The organism is Pseudomonas cichorii (assembly GCF_019719005.1).
Lineage (GTDB): Bacteria > Pseudomonadota > Gammaproteobacteria > Pseudomonadales > Pseudomonadaceae > Aquipseudomonas > Aquipseudomonas cichorii_E.
Map to the genome: position 1 here is coordinate 26,395 of NZ_JAIGPJ010000011.1, position 23,487 is coordinate 49,881.

Below are 23,487 nucleotides of genomic sequence, written 5' to 3' on the forward strand. Positions count from 1 at the left end.
ATTTGCTCCCACCACCACCCCCGTGGGGGCGAATTCATTCGCGATCAGCCTTTCCGGATAAATCCGGTCCTACAGGCATTCCGCACCGCGCGAATCTACTCGCGAACCCCCAACACCACACTCAATGCATTCCTCGCATCATCCAGCTGCACCAGCGTTGCATGCCGGGCGCCGAGGGCGTCGCGGTTCTGGATGGCGGTGAGGATGGCTTTGTGGCGTGGCAGGGCCAGTTCATGCAGGTTGGGGCGTTTGTTGGAATGCTTGAGGGCTTCACGCAACGCCAGCGACAGCATGTTGCACAAATGGGCCAGCAGGTCGTTGTGGGTCGCGTCGGCGATACGACTATGGAAATCCAGATCCGGCTGCAGCAAGGCTTCAGGCGTCGGGGCATCCTCCATGCGCTGGTAGGCTTCGCCGATGGAAGCAATTTCCTCATCGGTGGCGTATTGCGCCGCCAAAGCAGCCACTGCGGGTTCGATCACTGCCCGTACGCTGGTCAGCAGATTGAAGAACTCATTCTGCGGTGAACTCTGCATGACCCAATGCAACACATCCGGGTCGAGCAGATGCCATTCGCGTCGTGCCTTGACCACCGTCCCGACCCGCGGGCGCGAATATACCAGCCCTTTGGCGACCAATACCCGTGTGGCTTCACGCAACACCGGACGGCTGACGGCGTACTCCTCGCAGAGCAGGGCTTCGGCAGGCAGCTTGTCATCAGGCTTGAAACGGCCGGAAACGATCTGCATGCCCAGTTCCTGGACGATGCGCGAGTGCATGCTTTTACGGTCGGAGGGCTTTCGGTAATCCATGGGAACGCAAGTCGATCCTGGCAGTGATGCCGCGCATCATAACATTGCATAACACTGAGGGCGGGAGCCGTACTTATGGCTTCCCGCCATTATCGTCACTTAATGTGAGTGACGGGGGACTTCGGCGCCCCGGCAGCCCACCAGGAAATCGAAGTCACAGCCCTGATCGGCCTGCATCACGCGGTCGACATAGAGTTGGCGATAGCCGCCAGCCAATAATTGCTGAGGCGCCTGCCAGTCGGCCAGTCGTGCTTGCAGTTCTGCATCGGGAATATCCAGATGCAGTCGCCCGCTGGCGCAGTCGAGTTCGATCCAGTCGCCTTCCTGCACCACCGCCAGAGGTCCGCCCGCTGCGGCTTCCGGTGCCACATGCAACACCACTGTGCCGTAAGCCGTGCCGCTCATGCGTGCGTCGGAAATCCGCACCATGTCTGTCACGCCCTGGGCCAGCAGTTTGGCCGGCAAGCCCATGTTGCCCACTTCGGCCATGCCCGGATAACCCTTGGGGCCGCAGTTCTTGAGGACCATCACCGAGCTGGCATCGATGTCCAGATCCGGGTCGTTGATGCGCGACTTGTACATCTCGAAATTCTCGAACACTACGGCCCGGCCACGATGCTGCATCAGCGCAGGCGTGGCCGCCGAAGGCTTGAGCACCGCGCCCAGCGGCGCGAGGTTGCCGCGCAGCACGCAGATACCGCCGTCGGCGCGAATCGGGTTGTCCAGCGCGCGGATCACCTGATCTTCACCGTAGATTGGCGCATTGCGGGTGTTTTCGCCGATGCTCTTGCCGTTGACGGTCAGCGCGTCGGGGTTGGGCAGCAGGCTGGCTTCGTTCATACGGCGCAGCACGGCGGGCAGGCCTCCGGCGTAGTAGAACTCTTCCATCAGGAATCGCCCGGACGGTTGCAGGTCGACAATGGTCGGCATGCCGCGACCGATGCGGGTCCAGTCATCGAGTTCCAGATCCACACCGATGCGTCCGGCGATGGCTTTGAGGTGGATGACGGCGTTGGTCGAGCCGCCAATGGCGGCATTGACCCGGATCGCGTTCTCGAAGGCTGCCTTGGTGAGGATCTTCGACAGGCGCAGGTCTTCGCGAACCATGCCCACGGCGCGCATGCCGGACATGTGTGCCAGCACGTAGCGGCGTGAATCCACGGCAGGAATGGCGGCGTTGTGGGGCAGGGAAGTGCCCAGCGCTTCGGCCATGCAGGCCATGGTCGAAGCGGTGCCCATGGTGTTGCAGGTGCCTGCCGAGCGGGACATGCCGGCTTCGGCAGATAGGAATTCGTCCAGGCCTATCTGCCCGGCTTTATAGGACTCATGCATTTGCCAGACGATGGTTCCGGCACCGATGTCCTTGCCCTGATGTTTGCCGTTGAGCATCGGCCCGCCGGTGACAACGATGGCTGGCACGTCGCAACTGGCGGCCCCCATAAGCAGGGCTGGCGTGGTCTTGTCGCAGCCGGTCAGCAGCACCACGCCATCGATAGGGTTGCCGCGAATCGCTTCTTCGACATCCATGCTGGCCAGGTTGCGTGTGAACATCGCGGTGGGGCGCAGGTTGGATTCGCCGTTGGAGAACACCGGGAATTCCACCGGCCATCCTCCGGCTTCGATCACGCCGCGTTTGACGTGTTCGGCAATCGTGCGGAAGTGGGCGTTGCAGGGTGTCAGCTCCGACCAGGTGTTGCAGATGCCGATAATGGGTTTGCCCTGAAACTGATGATCGGCAATGCCCTGATTCTTCATCCAGCTGCGGTACATGAAGCCGTTCTTGTCGGCAGTACCAAACCATTGGGCAGAACGCAGGGTCGGTTTTTTATCGGAATCAGACATGGTCGGCTCTCTTATTGTAAGACTTAATTGCTTTTGTTTCGGCTAAGGTAAGCCTAAATATCCATCATTGGAAGAGTTGTCAGTCTAAATAGTAATACTATATAGTCTGTCGGTAATCGAGGTTCCATAACAAAAACAAAATGGAGACCGACCCCCATGAGCCAGGAAACCGGGCTTATACGTCGCATCACCCTGAAGTTGATTCCCTTCCTGATCCTGCTGTACCTGATCGCCTATGTGGACCGCTCGGCCGTGGGCTTTGCCAAGCTGCACATGGGCGCGGACATCGGCATCGGCGATGCCGCCTACGGGCTGGGCGCCGGTCTGTTCTTCATCGGCTACTTTCTGTTCGAGATCCCCAGCAACCTGATGCTGGAGCGCTTCGGCGCACGTCGCTGGTTCGCCCGGATCATGATCACCTGGGGTGCGATCACCATCGGCATGGCCTTTGTGCAGGGGCCTTACAGTTTCTATGTGATGCGCTTTTTGCTGGGCGCGGCGGAAGCGGGGTTCTTTCCCGGCGTGCTGTACTACATCACCCAATGGTTTCCGGTACGCCATCGGGGCAAGATCCTCGGCTTCTTCATCCTCTCGCAACCCATTGCCATGATGATTACCGGGCCGGTGTCCGGCGGGTTGCTGGGCATGGATGGCATTCTCGGGCTGCATGGCTGGCAGTGGCTGTTCATCGTTATCGGGGCTCCGGCGATCCTGCTGACCTGGCCGGTCTTGCGCTGGCTGCCGGATGGTCCGCAGCAGGTTGCGTGGATGAGCCAGGCCGAGAAGGACTGGCTGACCGGTGAGCTGAACAACGATCTGCAAACCTATGGCCAGACCCGCCATGGCAATCCCTTGCACGCCCTCAAGGACAAGCGGGTGTTGTTGCTGGCGCTGTTCTATCTGCCGGTGACCCTGAGCATCTATGGCCTGGGCCTGTGGCTGCCGACCCTGATCAAGCAGTTCGGTGGAAGCGACCTGACCACCGGTTTCGTTTCCTCGGTGCCTTACATCTTCGGAATCATCGGCCTGCTGATCGTGCCCCGCAGTTCCGACCGCCTCAACGACCGCTACGGACACCTGGCTGTGCTCTATGTGCTGGGCGCCATCGGCCTGTTCTGCAGTGCCTGGCTGACCTTGCCGGCAGCGCAACTGGCGGCGTTGTGTCTGGTGGCGTTCTCGCTGTTTTCCTGCACGGCGGTCTTCTGGACCCTGCCGGGCCGTTTCTTTGCCGGTGCCAGTGCGGCTGCCGGTATTGCGCTGATCAACTCGGTGGGCAATCTGGGCGGCTACATCGGCCCGTTCGTCATCGGGACCCTGAAAGAACTCACCGGCAGCCTGGCCTCGGGTCTCTACTTCCTGTCAGGCGTCATGGTGTTCGGGCTGGTACTGACCGGCATTGTCTATCGCGTACTGGAGCGCAGGCACGTGTTGCCTGAGTCCGAGTTTTCGGCAAGCGCTTCAACCCATCGTTGAAAGGAGAGTTTCATGCGGCTGATACAGTTCGAATTGAGTCATGGCCAGCGTCGGGTCGGTCTGGTGGACGGTGACCGGGTACGTGAAGTGCCGGGTGTCGACAGTGTTCGCGAGCTGGCCTTGAAGGCTATCGAAGCGGGCTCCAGCCTGGCGCATCAGGTGGATCTGCTGGGGCTTGGCAACGACCATGATTATGCGCAACTGCTGCGCGAGGTCCGGGTCTTGCCGCCGCTGGACCATCCCGATCCTGCGCACATGCTGGTCAGCGGCACCGGCCTGACCCATCTGGGCAGCGCTTCGGCGCGGGACAAGATGCATCAGCAGGCCGGTGACGAAGCGTCGATGACCGACACCATGCGCATCTTCAAATGGGGCGTGGAGGGCGGCAAGCCGCAGGCCGGTCAGGCGGGTGTGCAGCCGGAATGGTTCTACAAGGGGGATGGCAGCATTGTGGTACGTCCGGGAGCCGCCTTTACGCTGCCACCGTTTGCCGAAGATGGTGGCGAGGAGCCGGAGTTGAGCGGCTTGTATGTGATTGGTCACGACCGCAAGCCGTATCGGCTGGGCTTCGCCATCGGCAACGAGTTTTCCGACCATGTGATGGAGCGCCGCAATTATCTGTACCTGGCCCATTCCAAGCTGCGGGCCTGCTCATTCGGGCCGGAACTGCGGGTCGGCGACCTGCCGCAGAATCTGGTGGGCACCAGCCGTGTCTGGCGTGATGGTGCTGTGTTGTGGGAGAAGGAGTTCCTCAGCGGCGAGGCCAATATGTGCCATAGCCTGGAAAACCTCGAATACCACCACTTCAAATACAGCCAGTTTCTTCGCCCGGGCGATGTGCATATCCATTTCTTCGGCACCGCGACCCTGTCTTTTGCCGATGGCATCCGCACGCAGCCGGGGGATCGTTTCGAGATCAGTCAGCCGGAGTTCGGGCAGTCGCTGGTCAACGGGCTTGACGTGAGCGAAGCGGTATTCGAGCCCGGTGGTATCGGCAAGCTTTAATCAGGCCTTTTGCGGATACGCAATTTCCACATGAATCGACTTGCGGGCCTTGAACGGTGCCAGCAGTGATTCATCGTCCACCGGGTTGGTGATCAGCGTCCAGGGCTGGCGCAGCGGCGTCCAGTGTTGCTGGCGGGCGCGGCCCAGCTTGGTGGAGTCGGCCAGCACGAAGATCTGTGCGGCGCGGGCCAGCATGTTTTCCTTGAGATAAGCCTGCTCGGCGCTGGCTTCGCACAATCCCAGATCCGCCACCACGCCATCGGCGCTGACAAACAGCTTGTCGGCGCTCAGGTGTTCCAGCGCGGCCTGTGCGGCGACTCCATACGTCGACATGCTGGACGGGCGCAACGTGCCGCCCAGCACCGTGACCCGGCCTTCGGGAATCAGCGCCAGATCGCTCAATGCCGTCAGGTTATTGGTGATGACATGCAGGCCGCGCCGCTGATTGAGGACATGAGCCAGCGCGCTGGTGCTGGTGCCGCCTTCCAGAAACAGGGTGTCGTGATCGTTGATGTGGGCCAGCGCTGCCAGGGCGATGTCCATCTTTTCCTGGCTGTGCTGACGGCTGCGCTCTTCAATCGTGGTTTCCGGTTCACGCTGGCCGATGTGCGCGGCACCGCCGTAGGTGCGGATGATCAGGCCGTCTTCGGCCAGTGCTGTCAGGTCGCGCCGCACAGTGGCTTCCGAAACGCCGAGTTGGGCGCACAGCTCATCGACGTTGGATTTTCCGGAGAGAACCAGTTCGAGTATCGATTGGCGACGATTGGCGACTTTCATTCAAGCTCTTCTAACGCAGGAAAACGAGGTGCAACCTTACAACGACGCACCGCCGCATACCACCAGGCTTTGACCGGTGATGGCACCCGCGTCGGGGCCGAGCAGAAAGGCCGTCAGCCCGGCAATCTCGTGGGGCTGCACAAAGCGACCCAGCGGCGGTTTGTTGGGGGGCGTTGCGCTGCGGGCCGGGTCCAGCAGCATCGGGGTTTCAGTGGCGCCGGGCGCAATGAGGTTGACGGTGATTCCCCGTGGTGCCAGCTCGATGGCCCAGGAACGGACCATGCCTTGCAGCGCGGCCTTGGTGGCGGCGTACTGGCTGCGACCTGCAGCACCTTGCATGGTGCGGCTGCCAATCATCACCAGACGGGAACCGGATGCCAATCGCGGGTAAAGCGCATTGACCATATGGCTGGCGGCGGCCACATGCAGGTGCCACATGGCCTGGCCATCGGCATCGTTGAGTTGCCCCAGCGGCGCGGTGCGCATGAAACCTGCGGCGTGCACCAGCGCGTCGATTTTCACGGTCTGTTCCAGTGCCCGGTCCAGAGCATTGAAGTCATTGAGGTCGCATTCGATCCAGGTGAAGTTCGGGTGTTGCAGGTCGGGGGCGCGGCGGCTCAGGCCGGTGACGCGCAAACCCTGCTCAAGCAGGCGCACGACGATGGCCTGACCGATGCCAGAGCTGGCACCGGTCACAAGTACGGATTTGATCGGGTCGGGCATGTTCAGGATTCCCGCAGAGGCGCCGGTCCCAAGACCGGCGCAGGGCTGTCAGCGAATGGCAGTGAGCGGCAGGTGCACGTGTTTGATCTTCTGCCGGAAGTAAGTGAACGCGACATGCAGGCTACCATCGGCGGCCTGGATGATGCTGGGGTAGGAGAACTCGCGGTTGAGTTTTTCCTGCGAGTTGTTGGTCAGGCAGAAGCCGTCCCCCAGTTCGATATCCAGGCGGGTCGGCCAGCTGTGGCCGCCGTCGCGAGAGACGGCCAGGCTCATCGGCGCACGGGGAATGCCCCAGATGGCAGCCTTGCCATCGCTGCGGGCACCCGGCGTGACGCGGTCGTCGCCTTCGTCCTCGATCTCGTCGTACAGCGAGGCGCGGCGTTGGCTATGGCCTTCGGCGCTGACCGGGTTGTAGACCAGTGCCAGTTCATCGGTGGCCAGCCTGACAAACTGGATCGACGAGTTGTTGTTGGGCAGTTCGGTCGGGACCGGCGCGCTCCAGATGCGGCCACGGTCGTTCGAGCGGGTGCTGTAGATGAAGTCCGCCCAGCGGCTGCGAAACAGCCCGAGCAGCGTGCCGTCCGGTAACTGATGGACGTTCATGTGTACGCAACCGGTGCTGTCCGGCACGTCATGGCGCGACCAGGTGGCGCCCTGATCGCTGGAAATCATCACGGCGCTGACATCATGGTTGCCGACCCACTTTTCACCCGGCCCCGTGATGCAATACCAGACCGGCAACACCCAGTCGCCGTTGTCCAGCACGGCAGGTGGCTGGCGAACGAAAGTACCGGCTTCGTCGAACAGGGTGTCGATGGCACCCCAGGTCTTGCCCTGGTCGTGAGACAGACGACGACGGATGATCGCCGTTTCCTGATTGCCGGAAACCTGCGCGGTCCAGATCAGCCACAGCGGCCCGTCGGGCGCCTGGAACAGGATCGGGTTCTGCTCGGAGCGGGTCGAGTCTTCGGACAGCTTTTGCGGTTCGCTCCACACGCCGGTCTGCGGGTCGCGGCGCGACAGCAGGACGAAGATGTCGGCCATGCCTTCCTGAGTACCGGCAAACCAGGTGCACAGCAGCGTACCGTCGGCCAGTTCATGCAGGTTGGCAGCATGGTTCTGGGCGTAGGGCGTTGGCAGGAAGGCATCCTGGCGAATGTCATTGGTTGGCATTGGGAACCTCGGCGTCTTGGCGTTTGGCCTGGGCGGATTTGGGCAGCAGGTGTTCGATGGCAATCACGATGGCTGGTGTCACCAGCGCGATGTACATGTTGTCGATGCCATACGGGTTGTTCAACAGATACCAGGCGCTGGTGGTGATGGCCGAAGCGATCAGACCCAGTGTCGCGCCACGACCCGAACCGAAGAACGGCAGGTAGATGGCAACCATGGCAACCACGGCAATCGACAGGCGCAGTGCGCGGGTGAAGAACGACAGGTTAAGGATTTCCGGTACGAAGAACACGAAGAACAGGGGTACGAAGCCGATCACCAGAGCGATCAGGCGAGTGGTCTTGAATTCCTGATCCACCGAAGGTTTGCGCCATGGCACGTAGAAGTCGCGCACCACCAGCGAAGCGATAGCCAGGGCTACAGTGCTGACGCTGACGAAGATTGACGCGACCAGAGAGATGGTGACCACGCCCGCAACCACGGGGCTCATCGATTGCAGGAATACCGGCAGGGCGTAGAGGCTGCTCATGTCCGGGTGCAGGTATTTGGACGCCACACCGATAAAGCCCAGGGCCAGCGCAATCGGGATGCACAGCAGCGATGCGTAGAAGGTCGAACGGCGGGCCGCATCCGGGCTCTGGGTAGAGGAAATGGCCTGAATGATGAACTGGGTGGAGAAGATCGCACCGACGGTGCCGATGATCCACGCCATGATTTTCGAGCCGCCGATGGTGCCGTCCCAAGTGAAGTAGTGCTCCGGCATGTTCTGGATCACCGGCGTGAAGCCACCGGTCATCTGCAAGGCCACGCCCAGTACGATCAACACCCCGATGTATTTCACAGCGGTGTGCAGGATGCTCATGTAGGCCACGCTCTTCAGGCCACCGAACACGTAGTAGAGGGTACTGATGATTGCGGTGATGAAGGCGGCGGTGGTCAGATTGATCTTGAGCACCGTGGCGATTGCAGCTGCGCCGCTGACATAGTTGCCGACGTTCACCAGCAGCAAGGCGTAGATCATGATGATCGATACCGTGAGCTTGGTGGACGTGCCGTATTTCTTGGCGATGAAGCCTGAGATGGTGAACTCCCCGGAGCTGTACAGCTTGCGGGCCATCAACAGGCCGAACAGCGGGAAGCCGATGGCGGCGGCAATCACCGACCATGAAGCGGCGAAGCCACTTTCAAAGGCTGCCTGTGCGGTGCCGACTGTGGATTTGGCTCCGATGAATTCGGACATCATCAGAATGCCGACGATGATGGCAGGCATGGTCCTGGCAGCGACCATGTATTGCTCGCTGGTCTTGCTGCGCATGCGCATGCTCATCCAGGTCGTTATTGCGATGTAGACGACCACCATGCCGACGATGATCGAGGTGTCTTGTGCGTTGAAGGTATCCATCGGTATCGCTCCATTATTGTTTTTTTGGCGCGTTATGGGTGCCGCACGTCTTTGCCGGTACTTGGGCTCAGACGGCGATGGAATTTCGGGTGTCGCGTTTACGGGTAGCCAGTTCCACGGCCTGGCGCAGGGCTTCGATCAGGCTGCGCTCGTCGGCGATGCCTTTACCGGCGATGTCGAAAGCGGTGCCGTGATCCACCGAAGTACGAATCACCGGCAGGCCGATGGTCACGTTGACGCCGGCTTCCAGGCCCATGACCTTGACCGGGCCATGACCCTGATCGTGGTACATGGCGACCACGGCATCGAAGTCGCCACGACCGGCGCGGAAGAACAGCGTGTCGGCCGGCAGCGGGCCTTCGACACGCCAGCCGCGTGCGCGCAACTCGTCGATGGCGGGCTGGATCTTGGTGGCTTCTTCGCCATAGCCGAACAGGCCGTTTTCACCGGCATGGGGGTTGATGCCGCACACCGCGATCAGCGGGTTTTCTATACCGGCACGCACCAGGGTTTCCCGGGCGCGTTCGATGGTGCGCTTGACCAGACCCGGTTCGATCCGGGCGATGGCGTCGATGATGCCGATGTGGGTGGTGACGTGGATAACTCGCAGAATCGGGGTCATCAGCATCATCGACACTTCTTCCACGCCCAGCAGGTGGGCGAGCATTTCGGTGTGTCCGGGGAAGATATGCCCGCCCGCATGCAGGGCTTCCTTGTTCAGCGGCGCGGTGCAGATGGCATCCAGTTCACCGGCTTCGGTGAGTTGCACGGTGCGTTCGATATAGCGAAAGGCAGCGTCTCCGGCGATGGGCGACAACTTACCGTAAGGCAGGTCGGCGGGAATCAGGCCCAGATCGATGCAATCCACCACGCCTTGAGCGAAGCGTGCCTGCGCCGGGCTGGCGATGCTGTTGACGCGCAGGTTGCTGCCGACGATTCGACTGGCGTCTTCAAGGCGCCTGGCGTCGCCGATCACCAGTGGACGGCAGGTTTCGTACACCGAGGCGTGGGTCAGGGTTTTCATGATGATTTCAGGTCCCACCCCGGCGGCGTCGCCCATGGTGATACCAATGACAGGACGTTCAGACATAGGGAGCTTCCTCTTTGAAAGGTGTGCCGGTCGGAGCCGGTTCATGCAGCTGTCGCCAGGCCGCGAGAAAGGTGTCGGGTTCGCCAAAGCCGCCCGCCTTGGTCACTACATTGAGGGTGCGTGGGCCAAGTCGGGCCTGGGACAGCACCACGCCTGTGGCGAGTTCGCCCAGCAGGGTCATGTGATCGATACCGGCCTCGACCAGAATCGCCCGGGCGGTTTCGCCACCGGTGGCGATCAGCGAGCCGGCATGGGGCAGGGCCGGTGCCAGCCATCGGGCCAGTGCATTGCTCAGGTCGGCCGCTTGTGCCGGGTCGCGATGTTGCTGATCCAGTCGCACCAGCACGTCATGCCCTGCGCTCAACCGCTCTTCCAGTTGTTGGCGCAGTGCATCGCGCTCGGTCTGGGCGTTACTGTCCAGCAAGGTGGCCGGAGCAATCGTCAGGCTGTATTGCGGGCTGTATTGCGCCAGGGTGTCGGCCTGTACCTGCGAGTGGCGGGACATGCTGCCGACCACGGTCAGTACGGGAGAGCGAGGTGTTACATCAACAGTGCGGGCCGCTGGCAAACCCAATGCCTGAGGCAGATGCCGGGCAAGACCCGCCGAGCCGACCCAGAACAATTCCTGATGCCACTGGGCCGAAGCCTGAGCCAGTTGTTGCAGATCGCTGTCCAGTTCGGCATCGCAGACCAGCGCCTGCACGCCGTTTTCCAGCGCCGTGCGCAGGGCCTGTTTCAGGGCATTACTGTCGCGGATCTCGTCCAGCCCCAGCCATTGCGTCCGCAAGCCTTGCTTGAGCAACAGCTCCAGCAGGTTGCTGGTGCCTTGCAGGTTTTCGTTGCGCCACACATCGCTCTGATCCACCGGCACGCCATCGAGCAATTGCACGCCCTGACTGGTGGTGCGCTTCATGTCCGGGAAAGCCGGAGCCACCAGTGCCATGCCGCGCACCGATTGCAGCGCGTCGATTTCGCTGGCGACATTGCCGCGCAGGGTCGAGTCGATTTTCTTGTACAGCGCCTTTGCCGTGGCATGTTGCTGGCGCAGGACTACCCGGTGTTGTTCGGCGGCCTGTTGGGGGGTCATACGGCGGGAGTCTACGTCTATGGCTACGACGTCCGCTGCCAGCGAGCCTGTGGTGGTCAGCATCACGCGAGTCTCGATGCGCGCTGCAAAATCCGCTGCACAGTCGGCTGCCCCCGACAGATCGTCAGCGAGTATCAGCAAGCCGGGAAAGTCGGCGCGACTCATGGCAGCAGGCACCGGTACAACTGCTGGATGTCGTCCAGGCTCAAGGCCTTGGGATTGTTGGTCATCAGGCGAGTGACTTTGGAGGCCGCCACCGCCATTTCCGGCAGATGCTCTTCGGCCACGCCGAAATCACGCAGGTTCTGGGGAATGTTCAGCTCCAGGGTCCACTGGCGAATCTGCTCGATCAGCTTGTGGGCTGCGGCTTCGTTGCTGTCTTCATGACTGGCCAGACCGCACACCAGCGCGGCGCACTTGAGGCGTTCGGCGCAACTGTCCAGATTGAAGGCCATGACATGGGGCAGCAGCATGGCGTTGGCCACGCCATGGGTGACATGGAACTTGCCGCCCAGCGGGTAGGCCAGCGCATGCACCGCAGCGGTTCCGGCCGCTGTCAGGGCCAGACCGCCGTACATCGAGCCCAGCAGCATGTCGCCCCGTGCCTGTATCGATTCCGGTTGCTGATAGGACTCGACAATGCTGCCCGCAATCAGGCGCATGGACTCCAGGGCAAAGGCATCACTGATGGGGTTGGCCTTGGTGGAAATGAAGGATTCCAGCGAGTGGGTGAAGGCATCCATCCCTGTGGCCGCGGTGATCGGGCGTGGCAGGCTGAGGGTCAGTAGCGGATCGAGCACCACCAGCGTCGGCAGCAGATGGCGACTCACTACGCCGATCTTCAGTTCTTCATCCGGCAGGGTGACGATGGCATTGGGTGTGACTTCCGAGCCTGTGCCCGACGTAGTCGGCACCAGCACCATGGGTTTGCCGGGGTGTGTGACCTTGTCGATGCCCAGCAGATCCTTGAGTGGCGTGTCGTTGGTCAGCATCACTGCAAACAGCTTGGCGGCATCCAGCACGCTGCCGCCGCCAATGGCGATCAGCGCATCGGGGGCGTGAGGGGCAACGTCTTCACGAAATACCCGCTCGATGTTTTCCAGCGTCGGTTCGATCTCGACGTTATCGAGCATGTGTACGGCGATATTGCGAGCCTTGAGTTGTTCGATGACGCGCTGGGTTACGCCCAGGTTGTGCATGGCATTCTGGGTGACCAGCACCACGGTTTTGACCGGGACGTCGAGCAGTGGCAGCTTTTCAGTGAGCAGATCGAGGCTGCCGGGGCCGTGAACCACATGCTTCACGGTCTGGAAGTGATAAGTGGCGGACATGGGATTACCTCCGGCTTAGCGATAGACGGCCAGCAGGCCTTGGAGTTTTTCCAGTGCGGCGGCATCCAGCGGCTGGACCGGAGAGCGGCACGGGCCGACGGGCACATTGAGCAGTTGGGTCGCGGTTTTCAGCACCACGGGCATGGTGCCCAGCGCAAAGGCGTCCCTCAGCGGACGCAGGGCTTCCTGGGCAGCGCGGGCCGCTTCGTGATTGCCCGACTGGAAGTTGTTCCAGATCGACATGACCACATCCGGCACCGCATTGGCGGTGGCTGCAATAGCGCCATCACCACCGGCCAGCAGGTTCCAGTAGATCAACGAGTCGGTGCCCGCGAACACGGCGAAGTCGTCGCTGCGGTACTTCATCATCTGCACCAGCGCGTCGAAGTTGCCGGCGCTGTCCTTGATTCCTTTGATTTTCGGGTGCTGGCTGAGGGTCGCCACGGCACCGATGCCGATGGACATGCCGGTCTTGGCCGGAATGTTGTACATCATCAGCGGTAACTCGGATGCATCGGCGATGGCGGCGTAATGCTTGATGAGTTCGGACTGGCTGATGGCATTGAAGTACGGCGTGATGATGGACAGGGCATCTGCGCCCACATCGATCATTTTTTTGTTCAGTTCGATCACTTCATGGGTGGCAAAGGCACCGGTGCCCACCACCACAGGCACACGCCCGGCTGCCGCTTCGACGGTGATGCGGGCGATTTTCAGTTTTTCGGATTCGGAAAGTGTGAAGAACTCACCGTTGGTGCCCAGCACGAAAAGCCCGTGTACACCGGCTTGCAAAAGGTTTTCGATCAGGCCGCGAAGGGCTTGCTCATCGAGTTGCTGATCATCGGTGAAGGGCGTGACCAGAGCTGGAATGATGCCGCGAAATTGCATGGCCATATTCTCGTTTTATTGTTAGTGGCTTGATAGTGATTGAATCGATCATTTGTGGCAAGTGGTTTTGATTGGTTTTTTCAAAATGCTGGCTGGAATGTCTTTCGGGCGCACACAAAAAAGCCAGACACGAAGTCTGGCTTTTGGTGTTGCAGGCAAGGATTACGCAGCAGCGGCTGCCTTGGGCGCTGACTGGCGGCTGATCCGCAAGGCCACGAGGCTGCCGACGATGGTCAGGCCGGCCAGTGAGTACAGCGCCATGGTGGTGGAGCCGGTCTGGTCCTTGATCCAGCCCACCAGGTACGGGCTGAGAAAGCCCGCCATCTGGCCGATGGAGTTGATCAGTGCCAGCCCGGCAACCGCGACGCTGGCGTTGAGCAGGGCAGTGGGCAGTGGCCAGAACATCGGCAGGCCGGTCAGTGCGCCCATGGTGGCGATGGTCAGGCCAAGAATCGCGATGACCGGCACGGTGGCGAAGTTGGCGGCGATGATCAGGCCCAGAGCACCCATCAGCATCGGCACTACCAAGTGCCAGCGTCGCTCATTGCGCAGATCCGCCGAGCGGCCCACCAGAATCATGAACACGCCGGCCATGAGATAAGGCACGGCACTGATCCAGCCGATCACCAATGCATCGCTGAAGCCCAGGTTCTTGATGATCGACGGCAGCCAGAAATTGATCGCGTACACGCCACTCTGGATACAGAAGTAGATAAAGCCCAGCACCCAGATGAACGGCATGGTCAGTACCGAAAGCGCAGAGGCCTTTTCACTGATCACCGGGCGGCTGAGTTCATCGGCGGTGATGTCGGCTTTGACCCGCTGACGCTGTTCGGGCGTCAGCCAGGGTGCATATTCGACCTTGTCGCACAGGAGCCAGAACGCCAGCAGGCCCAGCATGACCGTCGGCAGGCCCTGGATCAGGAACATCCATTGCCAACCCGCCATGCCGCCCTGGCCAGCGGCGAAGTGGTTGAGAATCCAGCCGGAGAACGGGCCGCCCAACAAGCCGGATACCGGAATGGCGGACATGAACAACGCCATGATCCGGCCGCGTCGCTGGTTGGGGTACCAGCGCGAGAGGTAGAGCACGATGCCGGGGAAGAAGCCGGCTTCGGCCATGCCGGTCAGGAAGCGCAGTACATAGAACTCGACCGGTGTGGTGACGAACAGCAGGCAGGTGGAGAACGTGCCCCAAGTGATCATCATCAGGCCGATCCAGCGCCGAGGCCCGAAACGGTTGAGTGCCAGGTTGCTGGGCAGGCCGCACAGCACGTAGCCAATGAAGAAGATCCCGGCACCCAGACCGTAGACGGTTTCGCTGAAGTTCAGGGCGTCGAGCATCTGTAGCTTGGCAAAACCGACGTTGACCCGATCCAGGTAGTTGAACAGATAGCAGATAAAAATGAAGGGTATGAGGCGCAGGGTGATGCGACGGTAGACATGATTGCCTTCGACGTCGCCAGCATCCCGAATCGATGGGTTGGACATGGCGGTGAATCCTCGGTGCTTGTTGTTTTTATACTGCGTACAGCTGATCCCGATCTTATGGGGCCGGGAACAAAAACTCTTTGGCGATTTGCACTGCCATGCGGGGTGGATGTTGTGAGATTGCACAAAGTAGGAGCGAATTCATTCGCGAAGCCACATTGAAAACGATAAAAATGTACTGGATGTACCGATTATCGCGAATGAATTCGCTCCTACGCGCTCATTATTCGATTGCTTCGTAAGGCAATCCTACATAGTTTTCGGCGATGGTCCTGCGCCCGGACTCCGAGCTCACGTAGTAATCCAGCTCGGTCTGCTGAAGCCGCTGGCTGAAGTCATCGGTGCCGGGAAAGCTGTGCAGGATCGAAGTCATCCACCAGGAAAATCGTTCGGCCTTCCAGATCCGGCGCAGGCAGATCTGTGAGTATTTCTCCAGCAGGTCGGTGCGACCTTCCTTGTAGACCTTGAGCAGGATCCGGTACAGCGTGCTGACATCGCTGGCCGCCAGGTTCAGGCCTTTGGCGCCGGTCGGCGGGACAATATGAGCGGCGTCGCCGAGCAGGAAGAGGCGACCGTACTGCATGGGCTCCACGACAAAGCTGCGCAATGGCGCGATGCTTTTTTCGATGGAAGGGCCGGTGACCAGCCGTTCTGCCAAGTGGTCGGGAAGTCGGGTTTTCAACTCGTCCCAGAAGCGTTCATCCGACCAGTCCTCGACTTTTTCATCTGTGCTGACCTGCACGTAATAACGGGTGCGAGTGGTCGAGCGCATGCTGCACAGGGCAAAGCCGCGTGGGTGGTTGGCGTACACCAGTTCTTCGTTGACCGGCGCTGTGTCGGCCAGTACGCCGAGCCAGCCAAAAGGATAGACGCGCTCGAAGACTTTCAGGTTGTCTGCGGGAATGGATTGCCGGGAAACTCCGTGATAGCCGTCGCAACCGGCAATGTAGTCACAGTCCATACGCACGGTTTCTCCATTCTTGATGAAGGTCACGTAAGGGTGGTCGGTTTTCAGGTCGTGAGGCTGGACGTCTTCAGCGTCATAAATGGTTATTGCACCGGCTTGCGAGCGGGCCTGCATCAGGTCGCGGGTGACTTCGGTCTGGCCGTAGACCATGACGGTCTTGCCGCCGGTCAGGACTTTGAGGTCGATACGTTCGCAGCGTCCCTCGAAAGCCAGCTCGAAGCCATCATGAATCAGCCCTTCAGCGTCCATGCGCGCACCGGCGCCGGCTTCGCGCAGCAGATCGACCATGCCTTGCTCCAGCACGCCGGCGCGGATGCGGGAAAGGATGTAGTCGGGGTTTTTGCGTTCGATGATGACGTTATCGATACCGGCACGTTGCAGCAGTTGGCCCAGCAGCAGCCCGGACGGGCCTGAGCCGATGATTGCGACTTGGGTTTTCATTATTGTTTTCCTGTCATGTGTCCCTGCCAGTCGATGAGCGGCGGGATGTCTTGTTTTTGTCTCCTGTATTTTTAATGGATGCCTATGGCATAAGAAGGCACTATCCAGCTCATTATCTGGACTTTTCAAGGGTTATTCCTCGGAGCTGGCGATGCCCAGAACAGCGCTTACTGCGATTCCGGTTTTCAAGCTCTATGGCGAGACGGCTGCCTGGCTCACGCCGGATCTGATCCATTGCGAGTCGATTCCTGAACGCAGCAGGATCCATGAATGGGAGATCAAGCCCCATCGACACAGTGATCTGGTTCAGTTGCTGTATGTGCAATCGGGACGGGCAGTGTTGAAGGTGGAGGAGGCTGTCCATGAGGTCGACACGCCCTCGTTGCTGGTGGTCCCGGCGCTGAGCGTACACACCTTCAAGTTCAGCGAAGACATTCAGGGCCATATCCTTAGCCTGGCCAAGCCTTTGGTGGAGCAACTGGAGGCAGCACTGGACGATCCGGTGTCGGGTTCGGCTCACTGCCATTCGCTTGGGGCTGACAGTCATTATGTGGACACCCTGTTCAGCGCGATTGCGGCGGAGTACCGACAGCCTCGTCCCGGACGTGACCTGATGTTGCAGTCATTGATCAATGTGCTGATGGTCTGGCTGAGTCGGCGCAGCAACGAGCACGCGCTTCAGGATATTCAGGTGCCTGATCGCGGGCGCGAGCATTTGCAGGCGTTCATGCATCAACTGGAATCGAGTTTTCGCGAGCATTGGTCCATTGATCGACATGCGCAACAGATGGGTATCAGTGCTGCGCATCTCAATGCCTTGTGTCGCCGCCTGTGCGACCAGTCGGCCTTGCAGATCATCAACCAGCGATTGCTGCTGGAGGCTAAACGCAATCTGGTTTACACCACCATGACCATCAATCAGGTGTCCGACAGTCTGGGGTTTTCAGAGCCTGCGTATTTCTCGCGCTTCTTCAAGCGGGCGACGGGGCAGTCGCCCAGGCAGTTTCGTATCCAGCGTTAAAAAAACGGGGCGCAAGTGAGAGGGGCCTTGGCCGCGACGACTAACTGACAGGCAACACATTTTCAGCGCCTGAACTGGCTGTCGCGGCCAAGGCCCCTCCCACGGATTACCGTTTTCTTCCGTGTGAGTTTACGTCACCACCTGATAGCACGGCACATAAGCTGCCCCGCCGGGCAGTTTCATACGATGCTGTTCGACGAACGCCTGAAGCAGTTTGTCCAGCGGCTTCATGATCGCCGGGTCGCCATGGATCTGGTAAGGGCCATGTTCCTCGATCAGGCGAATGCCCTTGTCCTTCACGTTGCCCGCCACGATACCGGAGAACGCACGACGCAGATTGGCCGCCAGTTCATGAGGTGGAATCTCATGGTTCAGTTGCAGTTTCGCCATGTTCTCGTGGGTCGGATCGAAAGGGTGCTGGAAGCTTTCTTCGATCTTGAGCAGCCAGTTGAAGTGGAAAGCATCGTTGCGCTCGCGGCGGAACTGTTTGACTTCCTTCAGGCTGCGGGTCATCACCCGGGCAACTTCTGCCGGATCATCGACGATGATCTGGTAGTGCTTCTGCGCGGCTTCACCCAGGGTGGCGCCGACGAAAGCGTGCAGTTGTTGCAGGTAAGGCTCGGTGTTTTTCGGACCGGTGAGGATCACCGGGAACGGCACATCCCTGTTGTCCGGGTGCATCAGGATGCCCAGCAGGTACAGGAACTCTTCAGCCGTGCCAGCGCCGCCCGGGAAAATGATGATCCCGTGGCCGACACGGACGAAGGCTTCCAGGCGTTTTTCGATATCCGGCAGGATCACCAGTTCGTTGACGATGGGGTTCGGCGCTTCGGCGGCGATGATCCCGGGCTCGGTCAGGCCCAGGTAGCGGCCGCCATTGATACGCTGTTTGGCGTGGGCGATGGTGGCGCCTTTCATCGGACCTTTCATCACGCCCGGACCGCAGCCGGTGCAGATGTCCAGGCTGCGAAGGCCCAGTTCGTGGCCGACTTTCTTTGTGTATTTGTATTCTTCGGTGTTGATCGAGTGACCACCCCAGCACACCACCATTTTCGGCTCTACGCCGGCGCGCAGGGTGCGGGCGTTGCGCAGCAGGTGGAAGACGTAGTCGGTGATGCCATGGGAGTCGCTCAGGTCGATGCGCTGGCTGTCCAGTTCGCTCTCGGTGTAGACGATGTCGCGCAGGGCGCTGAACAGCATTTCGCGAGTGCTGGCAATCATTTCGCCGTCGACGAAGGCGTCCGCTGGCGCATTGAGCAGTTCCAGACGAACCCCGCGGTCCTGCTGATGAATGCGAACCTCGAAATTTTCGTAGGCCTCAAGAATGGTCTTGGCGTTATCGACATGGGCGCCGGTATTGAGAATGGCCAGGGCGCACTGGCGAAAAAGTGTGTAGGTACTGCCTGAACCCGCTGCGCTGAGTTGCTGCACTTCACGTTGGGAGAGCGTTTCGAGGCTGCCTTTGGGGCTGACCGAGGCGTTAATCACTTGTCTTGGGATCATTCTATTTTCCATTAGAGCGATGCATCCGCAGGTGCATCAGGATGGTGAGCATCGATGACGTTCACGCCTGCCCGCATTGTCTACGGCACATGGACGGGAAAGCAAACGCTGCGCATCACAGTCACTGTATTGAGCATAGTCGCACGGCTGAAACCGTTTGAAATCAGGCAATAACGGGCCTTTTGCCATATGGCTGAATTTTGACGCTTGAGGGGCCGATAGTGAACCTGACCCCGTTCAGAGGGTCTGTTAGCTGATGGACTCACTCGACGGACCACAAGGTCAGGAGCCTCAGGGTCTTAATTTCTTATTTCAGACAAAGATAATCATTGCCATGTCTCGTCATCTTTCCGCACTCGTATCTCGTGCACCTGTCCTCTTCAACGCTTCCCGTCGCGCTCTGGGTGCCGGTCTTTTCGGCACGCTGCTGACAGTTTTGACTCCTCATGCCCACGCGGCGGAAAACGATCGCTGGGTCAGCGACAACCTCAGCACATACGTGCGCAGCGGTCCAACCGATGGACACCGCATCGTCGGTACCCTGAAGTCCGGGCAAAAGGTCGATCTGCTTTCGACCCAGGGCAACTACAGCCAGGTCAGAGGCGAGGGCGGCAGCACCGTCTGGATTCTCAGCAGCGACCTGCAGGATGTTGCCGGACCAGCCGAAAGGGTTCCGCAACTGACCGAGAAGGTGGAAGAGCTGACCGGGCAACTGGCCAATATCGACAATACCTGGAAGACCCGGGTTCAGGGGATGCAGGAAACACTGGATACGCGCAAGAAACTGATCGATGAGCTGGAAGCCCGTACCCTGGCGCTCAATACAGAGCTGACCGACACCCAGTCCGAATTGCGCAATACCCAGGCCCGACTGGGTGACGAAAACAAGCAGGTCATGATGCGTTACATGGTCTATGGCGGCAGCATTGCCGGTATCGGCCTGCTGGTTGGCCTGATCCTTCCTTCCCTGACCCGCAGCCGCAAGCGTAACGACGGCTGGGTGTGAGGTTGCAGCCTTCGCGAATGAATTCGCTCCTACGCGGTATAGGTGAATTCATTCGCGAAAGACCATTCAGTTTTTTAACTTCCTGTCGAAAAACTAGAGAGTCTTGCCAGCTTTCTGGCAGATAGCGGAAAGAATCCCGCAAGTGGAAAATTGTTTAATGGCAACTAGCCATTAGTTATCATGTGCGACCTGAAAGTTGGCTGTCAGGCCTGATGTAAAGCGTTTTCAGGTTATTGGAAGCACATTTTCACCCTCTGCAGGACAGGAATCTGGATGCTGGCGTACAACCAAAAGAACTTTCTTATCGTCGACGATTTTTCCGATTTTCGGAGTTCGGTAAGATCGATGCTGCGTGAGCTGGGCGTCAAGGAAGTGGATACTGCCGACACCGGCGAGCAGGCCCTGCGCATGTGCTCGCAAAAGCGCTATGACTTCGTCTTGCATGATTTCAACCTGGGTGATGGCCGCAAGAACGGTCAGCAGGTGCTCGAAGACCTGATGGTCGAAAGGCTGTTGAGTTATGAAAGCGTCTTTATCATGGTGACTGCCGAGAACAGCCAGGCCATGGTCATGAGCGCTCTTGAATGGGAGCCCGATGGCTACCTGACCAAACCGTTCAACCGTGCAGGCCTTGCCCAGCGTCTTGAAAAGCTGGTGCAGCGCAAGACCCTGCTCAAGCCGATTCTGCAGGCGCTCGATCGTCGCAAGCCCGCCGAAGTCCTTGCTGCCTGCAATACCCTGATTCAGCAGGACCCACGCTTCGCGCCCCTGTGCCTGCGCTACAAGGCCGACGCCCTGCGCGACCTTAACCAGAATGAACCTCTGGAAAGCTTTCTCAAGACCATTCTGGCCGATCGGGCTACGCCCTGGGCTTACGGCGCACTGGGCAATCTGTTGCTCAAGCGTGGCAAGGTGACCGAGGCGCAAGCGGTTTTCGAGCAGGCCATCAAGGCTTTCCCCACCATGCCTGCATTGTTTGACGGCTTGGCCGAAGTGCTGGTAGCCCGTGGCGATGCCAAACGCGCCCAGAGTGTGCTGGAAAACGCCGTGCGCCTTTCGCCTCTGGCGGTACGTCGGCAAAAACTGCTGGGCAAGCTGGCGCTGGGCAACGAAGATTTCGAGAGCGCATCGAAGGCTTATCGCCAGGCTGTTTCCCAGGGTCAGCATTCGCGCTTCAAGGACCCTGAAACCAATCTCGGTCTGGCTCATGCCCTGATCAGCAAGGGCGGCGATCAGGGGCTGGATGCGCGTACCCGTGTCGAGATCAACAACGCCCTGGGCGATGTGGCCAAGGAGCACGGTGAAGACGAAGGCCTGCAAGTGCGTACCCGCTTGATGAAAGCGGCCAGCCTGCAGCATTCGGACCCTGAAACGGCTGCCAAGCTGACCGAACAGGCCATGTCGCGCCTGGACAACATGGGCCAGTTCCTCAGTGCAGAAGCGGCGCTGGTGGTTGCCACCCAGCTCAAGCAACTGGGTCAGGAAGATGCAGGCGCAGGTGTGCTCAAGAACTGTGCGGAAATCTACGGCGATGACCCGGCTGTCATGAAAAGCATCGCCGCCATCACCGATGATCCTGCGATTCTGGGTGCCAACAAGGCAGCCATCGATCTCAACATCCAGGGTGTGCGCAGCTACAAGGCCGGTAATCTCACCGAAGCACAGGACATGTTCCGCCGTGCCCTGGCCTTGCAGCCCAAGAACATCAGTATTGCGCTGAACATGGCGCAGTCCTTGCTGCATCCGGGACAGAGCCTGGGCGAAGCAGGGCGTGAAGAGTGTCGTGCCACCCTGAAAATGGTCGGTAAGATGCCCGATAGCGACCCACGGTACGACCGTTACCAGAAACTCAAGGAAAGGGCGTTTGGCGCATGAGTGACAAAGAGAACGGACTCGATTTCTCCATGGTGATCGCTTCCACTGTTCATGACATGAAGAACTCACTGGCGACCCTGACTCAGGCCCACAGCGAGTGGCTTGCGCAACTTCCCGGCGAGCAGCGCAGTGCGCCTGAAAGCGGCGTGATCGATTACGAGTTCGCCAACCTCAACGGCATGCTGGTACAGCTGCTCGGCATCTACAAGCTGGGTGTCAATCAGCTTCCGTTGCGTCCCGATTATCACGAGCTGGATGATTTCATCGAGGCGCAACTGGCGCATCACCAGGAAGTGCTGGGCAGCCGTGGCATCACGGCCAACTATGTCGTGGATGCCTTGAGCCCGCTGGGTTTCTTCGACCGCGAACTGATCGGTTCGGTGGTGGCCAATATCATCGTTAACGCCATTCGATTTGCCCGTGAGGAAATCGTGATCAGCGCAAGCGAAGAGGACGGCCAGTTGAAGATCGTCATCAATGACGACGGTCCGGGTTATCCGGCGCACATGATCGAGAATCAGGACGATTACGTTCAGGGCATCAACCAGAGCACCGGCAGCACCGGGCTTGGCCTGTACTTCGCCGCACATATCGCTCGCCTGCATGAGCGCAATGGTGTGCGGGGGCGTATCGAGATTGCCAATGGTGGTGTGTTGGGCGGTGGGAAGTTCAGTCTTTATCTGCCTTGAGTCCTTCTTCAGGGGCGGTTCGGGTTCACCTTCAGCCGCGCCTTGCGCCTCTCTGGACGTCGCTGCTATATTTTTGACGCGCTGTGCAATTTAACTGGCATATGGATAAATTCCGTGAAGTTGACAGAAGATAATCAGCAGGTTTCGGGGCAGGCGTCGGCAATAAAACTGTTGGTTGTTTCCGATAATCCGCCCCTTTCTGCGGCGTTGATAGAGTGCCTTGAAACGCTGGATAAACGTTTAACTGTCACGCTGGACTTGCGCTATACCTCCTACAACAAAGCGCCTCGGAATATGGTTGAACTGGGGGCTTGCGAGATCAATGTAAAAGACGACACGGTAGTAGACTTCATCATCAGTCATTACGATCTGGTGCTGAGTGTTCATTGCAAACAGCTGTTCCCCAAGCGCCTGGTAGAAGGCGTGCGCTGTATCAACTTCCACCCGGGGTTCAACCCCTTCAACCGTGGCTGGTATCCCCAGGCTTTTTCCATACTCAACGGCCTGCCGGTGGGCGCAACGATTCACGTCATGGATAAAGAGATCGACCATGGCCATATCATTGCCCAGAAACCGGTAACGATAGGGTCAGGTGAAACGTCGCTTGAGGTTTACAACAACGTCATCGAGGCGGAAAAGGAGTTGATGCGCGAGTACTTGCCGCGAATCCTGCAAGGCAGCTACGAGGTATTCAAACCGTTGTCCGAAGGTAATTACAACGGTATCAAGGACTATAACGAACTGTGTGAGTTGAACCTGGATGAAGTGGGCTCTTTGCGAGACCATATCAATCTGTTGCGTGCTACATCACATGGCAACTTCAAGAATGCTTATTTCCATGATGAGCTGGGTGAGAAGTATTTCATCAGGGTTGTTCTGGACAAAGCCTGA

Annotated in this window: 20 protein-coding genes; 7 read left to right on the top strand and 13 right to left on the bottom strand. The window is 59.5% G+C overall.

Annotated elements, in window-relative coordinates; all coding sequences use genetic code 11:
- Positions 1-95: 95 nt before the first annotated feature.
- Both K5D32_RS10755 and K5D32_RS10760 read right to left on the bottom strand, forming a co-directional pair.
- A complete protein-coding gene (locus K5D32_RS10755; protein ID WP_221575649.1) occupies positions 96-812 on the bottom strand; it encodes a FadR/GntR family transcriptional regulator in 717 nt (238 codons plus the stop codon).
- 99 nt (positions 813-911) lie between these two features.
- A complete protein-coding gene (locus K5D32_RS10760) occupies positions 912-2,654 on the bottom strand; it encodes an IlvD/Edd family dehydratase (RefSeq protein WP_221575650.1) in 1,743 nt (580 codons plus the stop codon).
- Positions 2,655-2,810: 156 nt separating this feature from the next.
- Between K5D32_RS10760 and K5D32_RS10765 the strand changes: the two genes are divergently transcribed.
- Together K5D32_RS10765 and araD1 are read left to right on the top strand one after the other, a co-directional pair.
- Positions 2,811-4,127, top strand: coding sequence for an MFS transporter (locus K5D32_RS10765; protein ID WP_221575651.1), 1,317 nt, complete (start codon positions 2,811-2,813; stop codon positions 4,125-4,127).
- Positions 4,128-4,139: 12 nt separating this feature from the next.
- A complete protein-coding gene (gene araD1, locus K5D32_RS10770) occupies positions 4,140-5,132 on the top strand; it encodes an AraD1 family protein (protein WP_221600223.1) in 993 nt (330 codons plus the stop codon).
- Here araD1 and K5D32_RS10775 read toward each other — a convergent pair whose 3' ends face one another.
- From K5D32_RS10775 to pobA, 10 genes are all read right to left on the bottom strand, one after another.
- Entirely contained in the window at positions 5,133-5,909 is a 777-nt protein-coding gene (locus K5D32_RS10775; RefSeq protein WP_201004785.1) for a DeoR/GlpR family DNA-binding transcription regulator, read from the bottom strand.
- Between the two features lie 36 nt (positions 5,910-5,945).
- The gene (locus tag K5D32_RS10780; RefSeq protein WP_221600225.1) at positions 5,946-6,632 is read right to left on the bottom strand and encodes an SDR family NAD(P)-dependent oxidoreductase; all 687 of its coding nucleotides are present in this window, start codon (positions 6,630-6,632) and stop codon (positions 5,946-5,948) included.
- A gap of 48 nt (positions 6,633-6,680) precedes the next feature.
- The gene (locus K5D32_RS10785) at positions 6,681-7,805 is read right to left on the bottom strand and encodes an exo-alpha-sialidase (protein ID WP_221600228.1); all 1,125 of its coding nucleotides are present in this window, start codon (positions 7,803-7,805) and stop codon (positions 6,681-6,683) included.
- Complete coding sequence (locus K5D32_RS10790; protein WP_221600230.1) at positions 7,792-9,207, bottom strand: sodium:solute symporter family protein; 1,416 nt, start codon at positions 9,205-9,207, stop codon at positions 7,792-7,794. The genes K5D32_RS10785 and K5D32_RS10790 overlap by 14 nt, the downstream gene beginning before the upstream one ends.
- 67 nt (positions 9,208-9,274) lie before the next feature.
- Positions 9,275-10,297, bottom strand: coding sequence for a 4-hydroxythreonine-4-phosphate dehydrogenase PdxA (gene pdxA / locus K5D32_RS10795; RefSeq protein ID WP_221575656.1), 1,023 nt, complete (start codon positions 10,295-10,297; stop codon positions 9,275-9,277).
- Complete coding sequence (locus K5D32_RS10800) at positions 10,290-11,549, bottom strand: four-carbon acid sugar kinase family protein (RefSeq protein WP_221600231.1); 1,260 nt, start codon at positions 11,547-11,549, stop codon at positions 10,290-10,292. Before K5D32_RS10800 ends, pdxA begins: the two co-directional genes overlap by 8 nt.
- The gene (locus K5D32_RS10805; protein ID WP_221600233.1) at positions 11,546-12,715 is read right to left on the bottom strand and encodes an iron-containing alcohol dehydrogenase; all 1,170 of its coding nucleotides are present in this window, start codon (positions 12,713-12,715) and stop codon (positions 11,546-11,548) included. Before K5D32_RS10805 ends, K5D32_RS10800 begins: the two co-directional genes overlap by 4 nt.
- A 15-nt stretch (positions 12,716-12,730) precedes the next feature.
- The gene (gene dapA, locus K5D32_RS10810) at positions 12,731-13,603 is read right to left on the bottom strand and encodes a 4-hydroxy-tetrahydrodipicolinate synthase (protein WP_221600235.1); all 873 of its coding nucleotides are present in this window, start codon (positions 13,601-13,603) and stop codon (positions 12,731-12,733) included.
- A gap of 162 nt (positions 13,604-13,765) precedes the next feature.
- The gene (locus tag K5D32_RS10815; RefSeq protein WP_221575660.1) at positions 13,766-15,094 is read right to left on the bottom strand and encodes an MFS transporter; all 1,329 of its coding nucleotides are present in this window, start codon (positions 15,092-15,094) and stop codon (positions 13,766-13,768) included.
- Between the two features lie 223 nt (positions 15,095-15,317).
- Positions 15,318-16,502 (bottom strand): 4-hydroxybenzoate 3-monooxygenase, encoded by a 1,185-nt coding sequence (gene pobA, locus K5D32_RS10820; RefSeq protein ID WP_221600237.1) that lies wholly within the window; start codon positions 16,500-16,502, stop codon positions 15,318-15,320.
- A gap of 151 nt (positions 16,503-16,653) precedes the next feature.
- Between pobA and K5D32_RS10825 the strand changes: the two genes are divergently transcribed.
- Positions 16,654-17,523: a helix-turn-helix domain-containing protein gene (locus K5D32_RS10825; RefSeq protein WP_221600239.1), complete on the top strand. Its 870-nt coding sequence runs from the start codon at positions 16,654-16,656 to the stop codon at positions 17,521-17,523.
- 129 nt (positions 17,524-17,652) lie between these two features.
- Here the strand turns inward: K5D32_RS10825 and ppnN are convergent, their stop codons facing one another.
- Positions 17,653-19,026 (bottom strand): nucleotide 5'-monophosphate nucleosidase PpnN, encoded by a 1,374-nt coding sequence (gene ppnN / locus K5D32_RS10830; RefSeq protein WP_025260940.1) that lies wholly within the window; start codon positions 19,024-19,026, stop codon positions 17,653-17,655.
- A 334-nt stretch (positions 19,027-19,360) separates the two neighbouring features.
- Between ppnN and K5D32_RS10835 the strand changes: the two genes are divergently transcribed.
- From K5D32_RS10835 to K5D32_RS10850, 4 genes are all read left to right on the top strand, one after another.
- The gene (locus tag K5D32_RS10835; protein ID WP_198728454.1) at positions 19,361-20,032 is read left to right on the top strand and encodes a TIGR04211 family SH3 domain-containing protein; all 672 of its coding nucleotides are present in this window, start codon (positions 19,361-19,363) and stop codon (positions 20,030-20,032) included.
- 273 nt (positions 20,033-20,305) lie between these two features.
- Entirely contained in the window at positions 20,306-21,907 is a 1,602-nt protein-coding gene (locus K5D32_RS10840; protein WP_221575663.1) for a tetratricopeptide repeat-containing response regulator, read from the top strand.
- Complete coding sequence (locus K5D32_RS10845) at positions 21,904-22,596, top strand: sensor histidine kinase KdpD (protein ID WP_221600241.1); 693 nt, start codon at positions 21,904-21,906, stop codon at positions 22,594-22,596. Before K5D32_RS10840 ends, K5D32_RS10845 begins: the two co-directional genes overlap by 4 nt.
- A 114-nt stretch (positions 22,597-22,710) precedes the next feature.
- Positions 22,711-23,487 carry a dTDP-4-amino-4,6-dideoxyglucose formyltransferase gene (locus tag K5D32_RS10850; protein ID WP_221575665.1) on the top strand — a complete coding sequence of 259 codons (777 nt, stop codon included), beginning with the start codon at positions 22,711-22,713 and terminating at the stop codon, positions 23,485-23,487.

Excerpts from the sequence above, each read along its gene's own strand:
- K5D32_RS10800 (WP_221600231.1), bottom strand. The coding sequence starts at position 11,549 with ATGAGTCGCGCCGACTTTCCCGGCTTGCTGATACTCGCTGACGATCTG.
- K5D32_RS10780 (WP_221600225.1), bottom strand. The coding sequence starts at position 6,632 with ATGCCCGACCCGATCAAATCCGTACTTGTGACCGGTGCCAGCTCTGGC.
- pobA (WP_221600237.1), bottom strand. The coding sequence starts at position 16,502 with ATGAAAACCCAAGTCGCAATCATCGGCTCAGGCCCGTCCGGGCTGCTG.
- K5D32_RS10845 (WP_221600241.1), top strand. The coding sequence starts at position 21,904 with ATGAGTGACAAAGAGAACGGACTCGATTTCTCCATGGTGATCGCTTCC.
- K5D32_RS10840 (WP_221575663.1), top strand. The coding sequence starts at position 20,306 with ATGCTGGCGTACAACCAAAAGAACTTTCTTATCGTCGACGATTTTTCC.
- pdxA (WP_221575656.1), bottom strand. The coding sequence starts at position 10,297 with ATGTCTGAACGTCCTGTCATTGGTATCACCATGGGCGACGCCGCCGGG.
- K5D32_RS10765 (WP_221575651.1), top strand. The coding sequence starts at position 2,811 with ATGAGCCAGGAAACCGGGCTTATACGTCGCATCACCCTGAAGTTGATT.
- K5D32_RS10805 (WP_221600233.1), bottom strand. The coding sequence starts at position 12,715 with ATGTCCGCCACTTATCACTTCCAGACCGTGAAGCATGTGGTTCACGGC.
- ppnN (WP_025260940.1), bottom strand. The coding sequence starts at position 19,026 with ATGATCCCAAGACAAGTGATTAACGCCTCGGTCAGCCCCAAAGGCAGC.
- K5D32_RS10835 (WP_198728454.1), top strand. The coding sequence starts at position 19,361 with ATGTCTCGTCATCTTTCCGCACTCGTATCTCGTGCACCTGTCCTCTTC.
- K5D32_RS10755 (WP_221575649.1), bottom strand. The coding sequence starts at position 812 with ATGGATTACCGAAAGCCCTCCGACCGTAAAAGCATGCACTCGCGCATC.
- K5D32_RS10825 (WP_221600239.1), top strand. The coding sequence starts at position 16,654 with ATGCCCAGAACAGCGCTTACTGCGATTCCGGTTTTCAAGCTCTATGGC.
- K5D32_RS10775 (WP_201004785.1), bottom strand. The coding sequence starts at position 5,909 with ATGAAAGTCGCCAATCGTCGCCAATCGATACTCGAACTGGTTCTCTCC.
- araD1 (WP_221600223.1), top strand. The coding sequence starts at position 4,140 with ATGCGGCTGATACAGTTCGAATTGAGTCATGGCCAGCGTCGGGTCGGT.
- K5D32_RS10815 (WP_221575660.1), bottom strand. The coding sequence starts at position 15,094 with ATGTCCAACCCATCGATTCGGGATGCTGGCGACGTCGAAGGCAATCAT.
- K5D32_RS10790 (WP_221600230.1), bottom strand. The coding sequence starts at position 9,207 with ATGGATACCTTCAACGCACAAGACACCTCGATCATCGTCGGCATGGTG.
- K5D32_RS10760 (WP_221575650.1), bottom strand. The coding sequence starts at position 2,654 with ATGTCTGATTCCGATAAAAAACCGACCCTGCGTTCTGCCCAATGGTTT.
- dapA (WP_221600235.1), bottom strand. The coding sequence starts at position 13,603 with ATGCAATTTCGCGGCATCATTCCAGCTCTGGTCACGCCCTTCACCGAT.
- K5D32_RS10785 (WP_221600228.1), bottom strand. The coding sequence starts at position 7,805 with ATGCCAACCAATGACATTCGCCAGGATGCCTTCCTGCCAACGCCCTAC.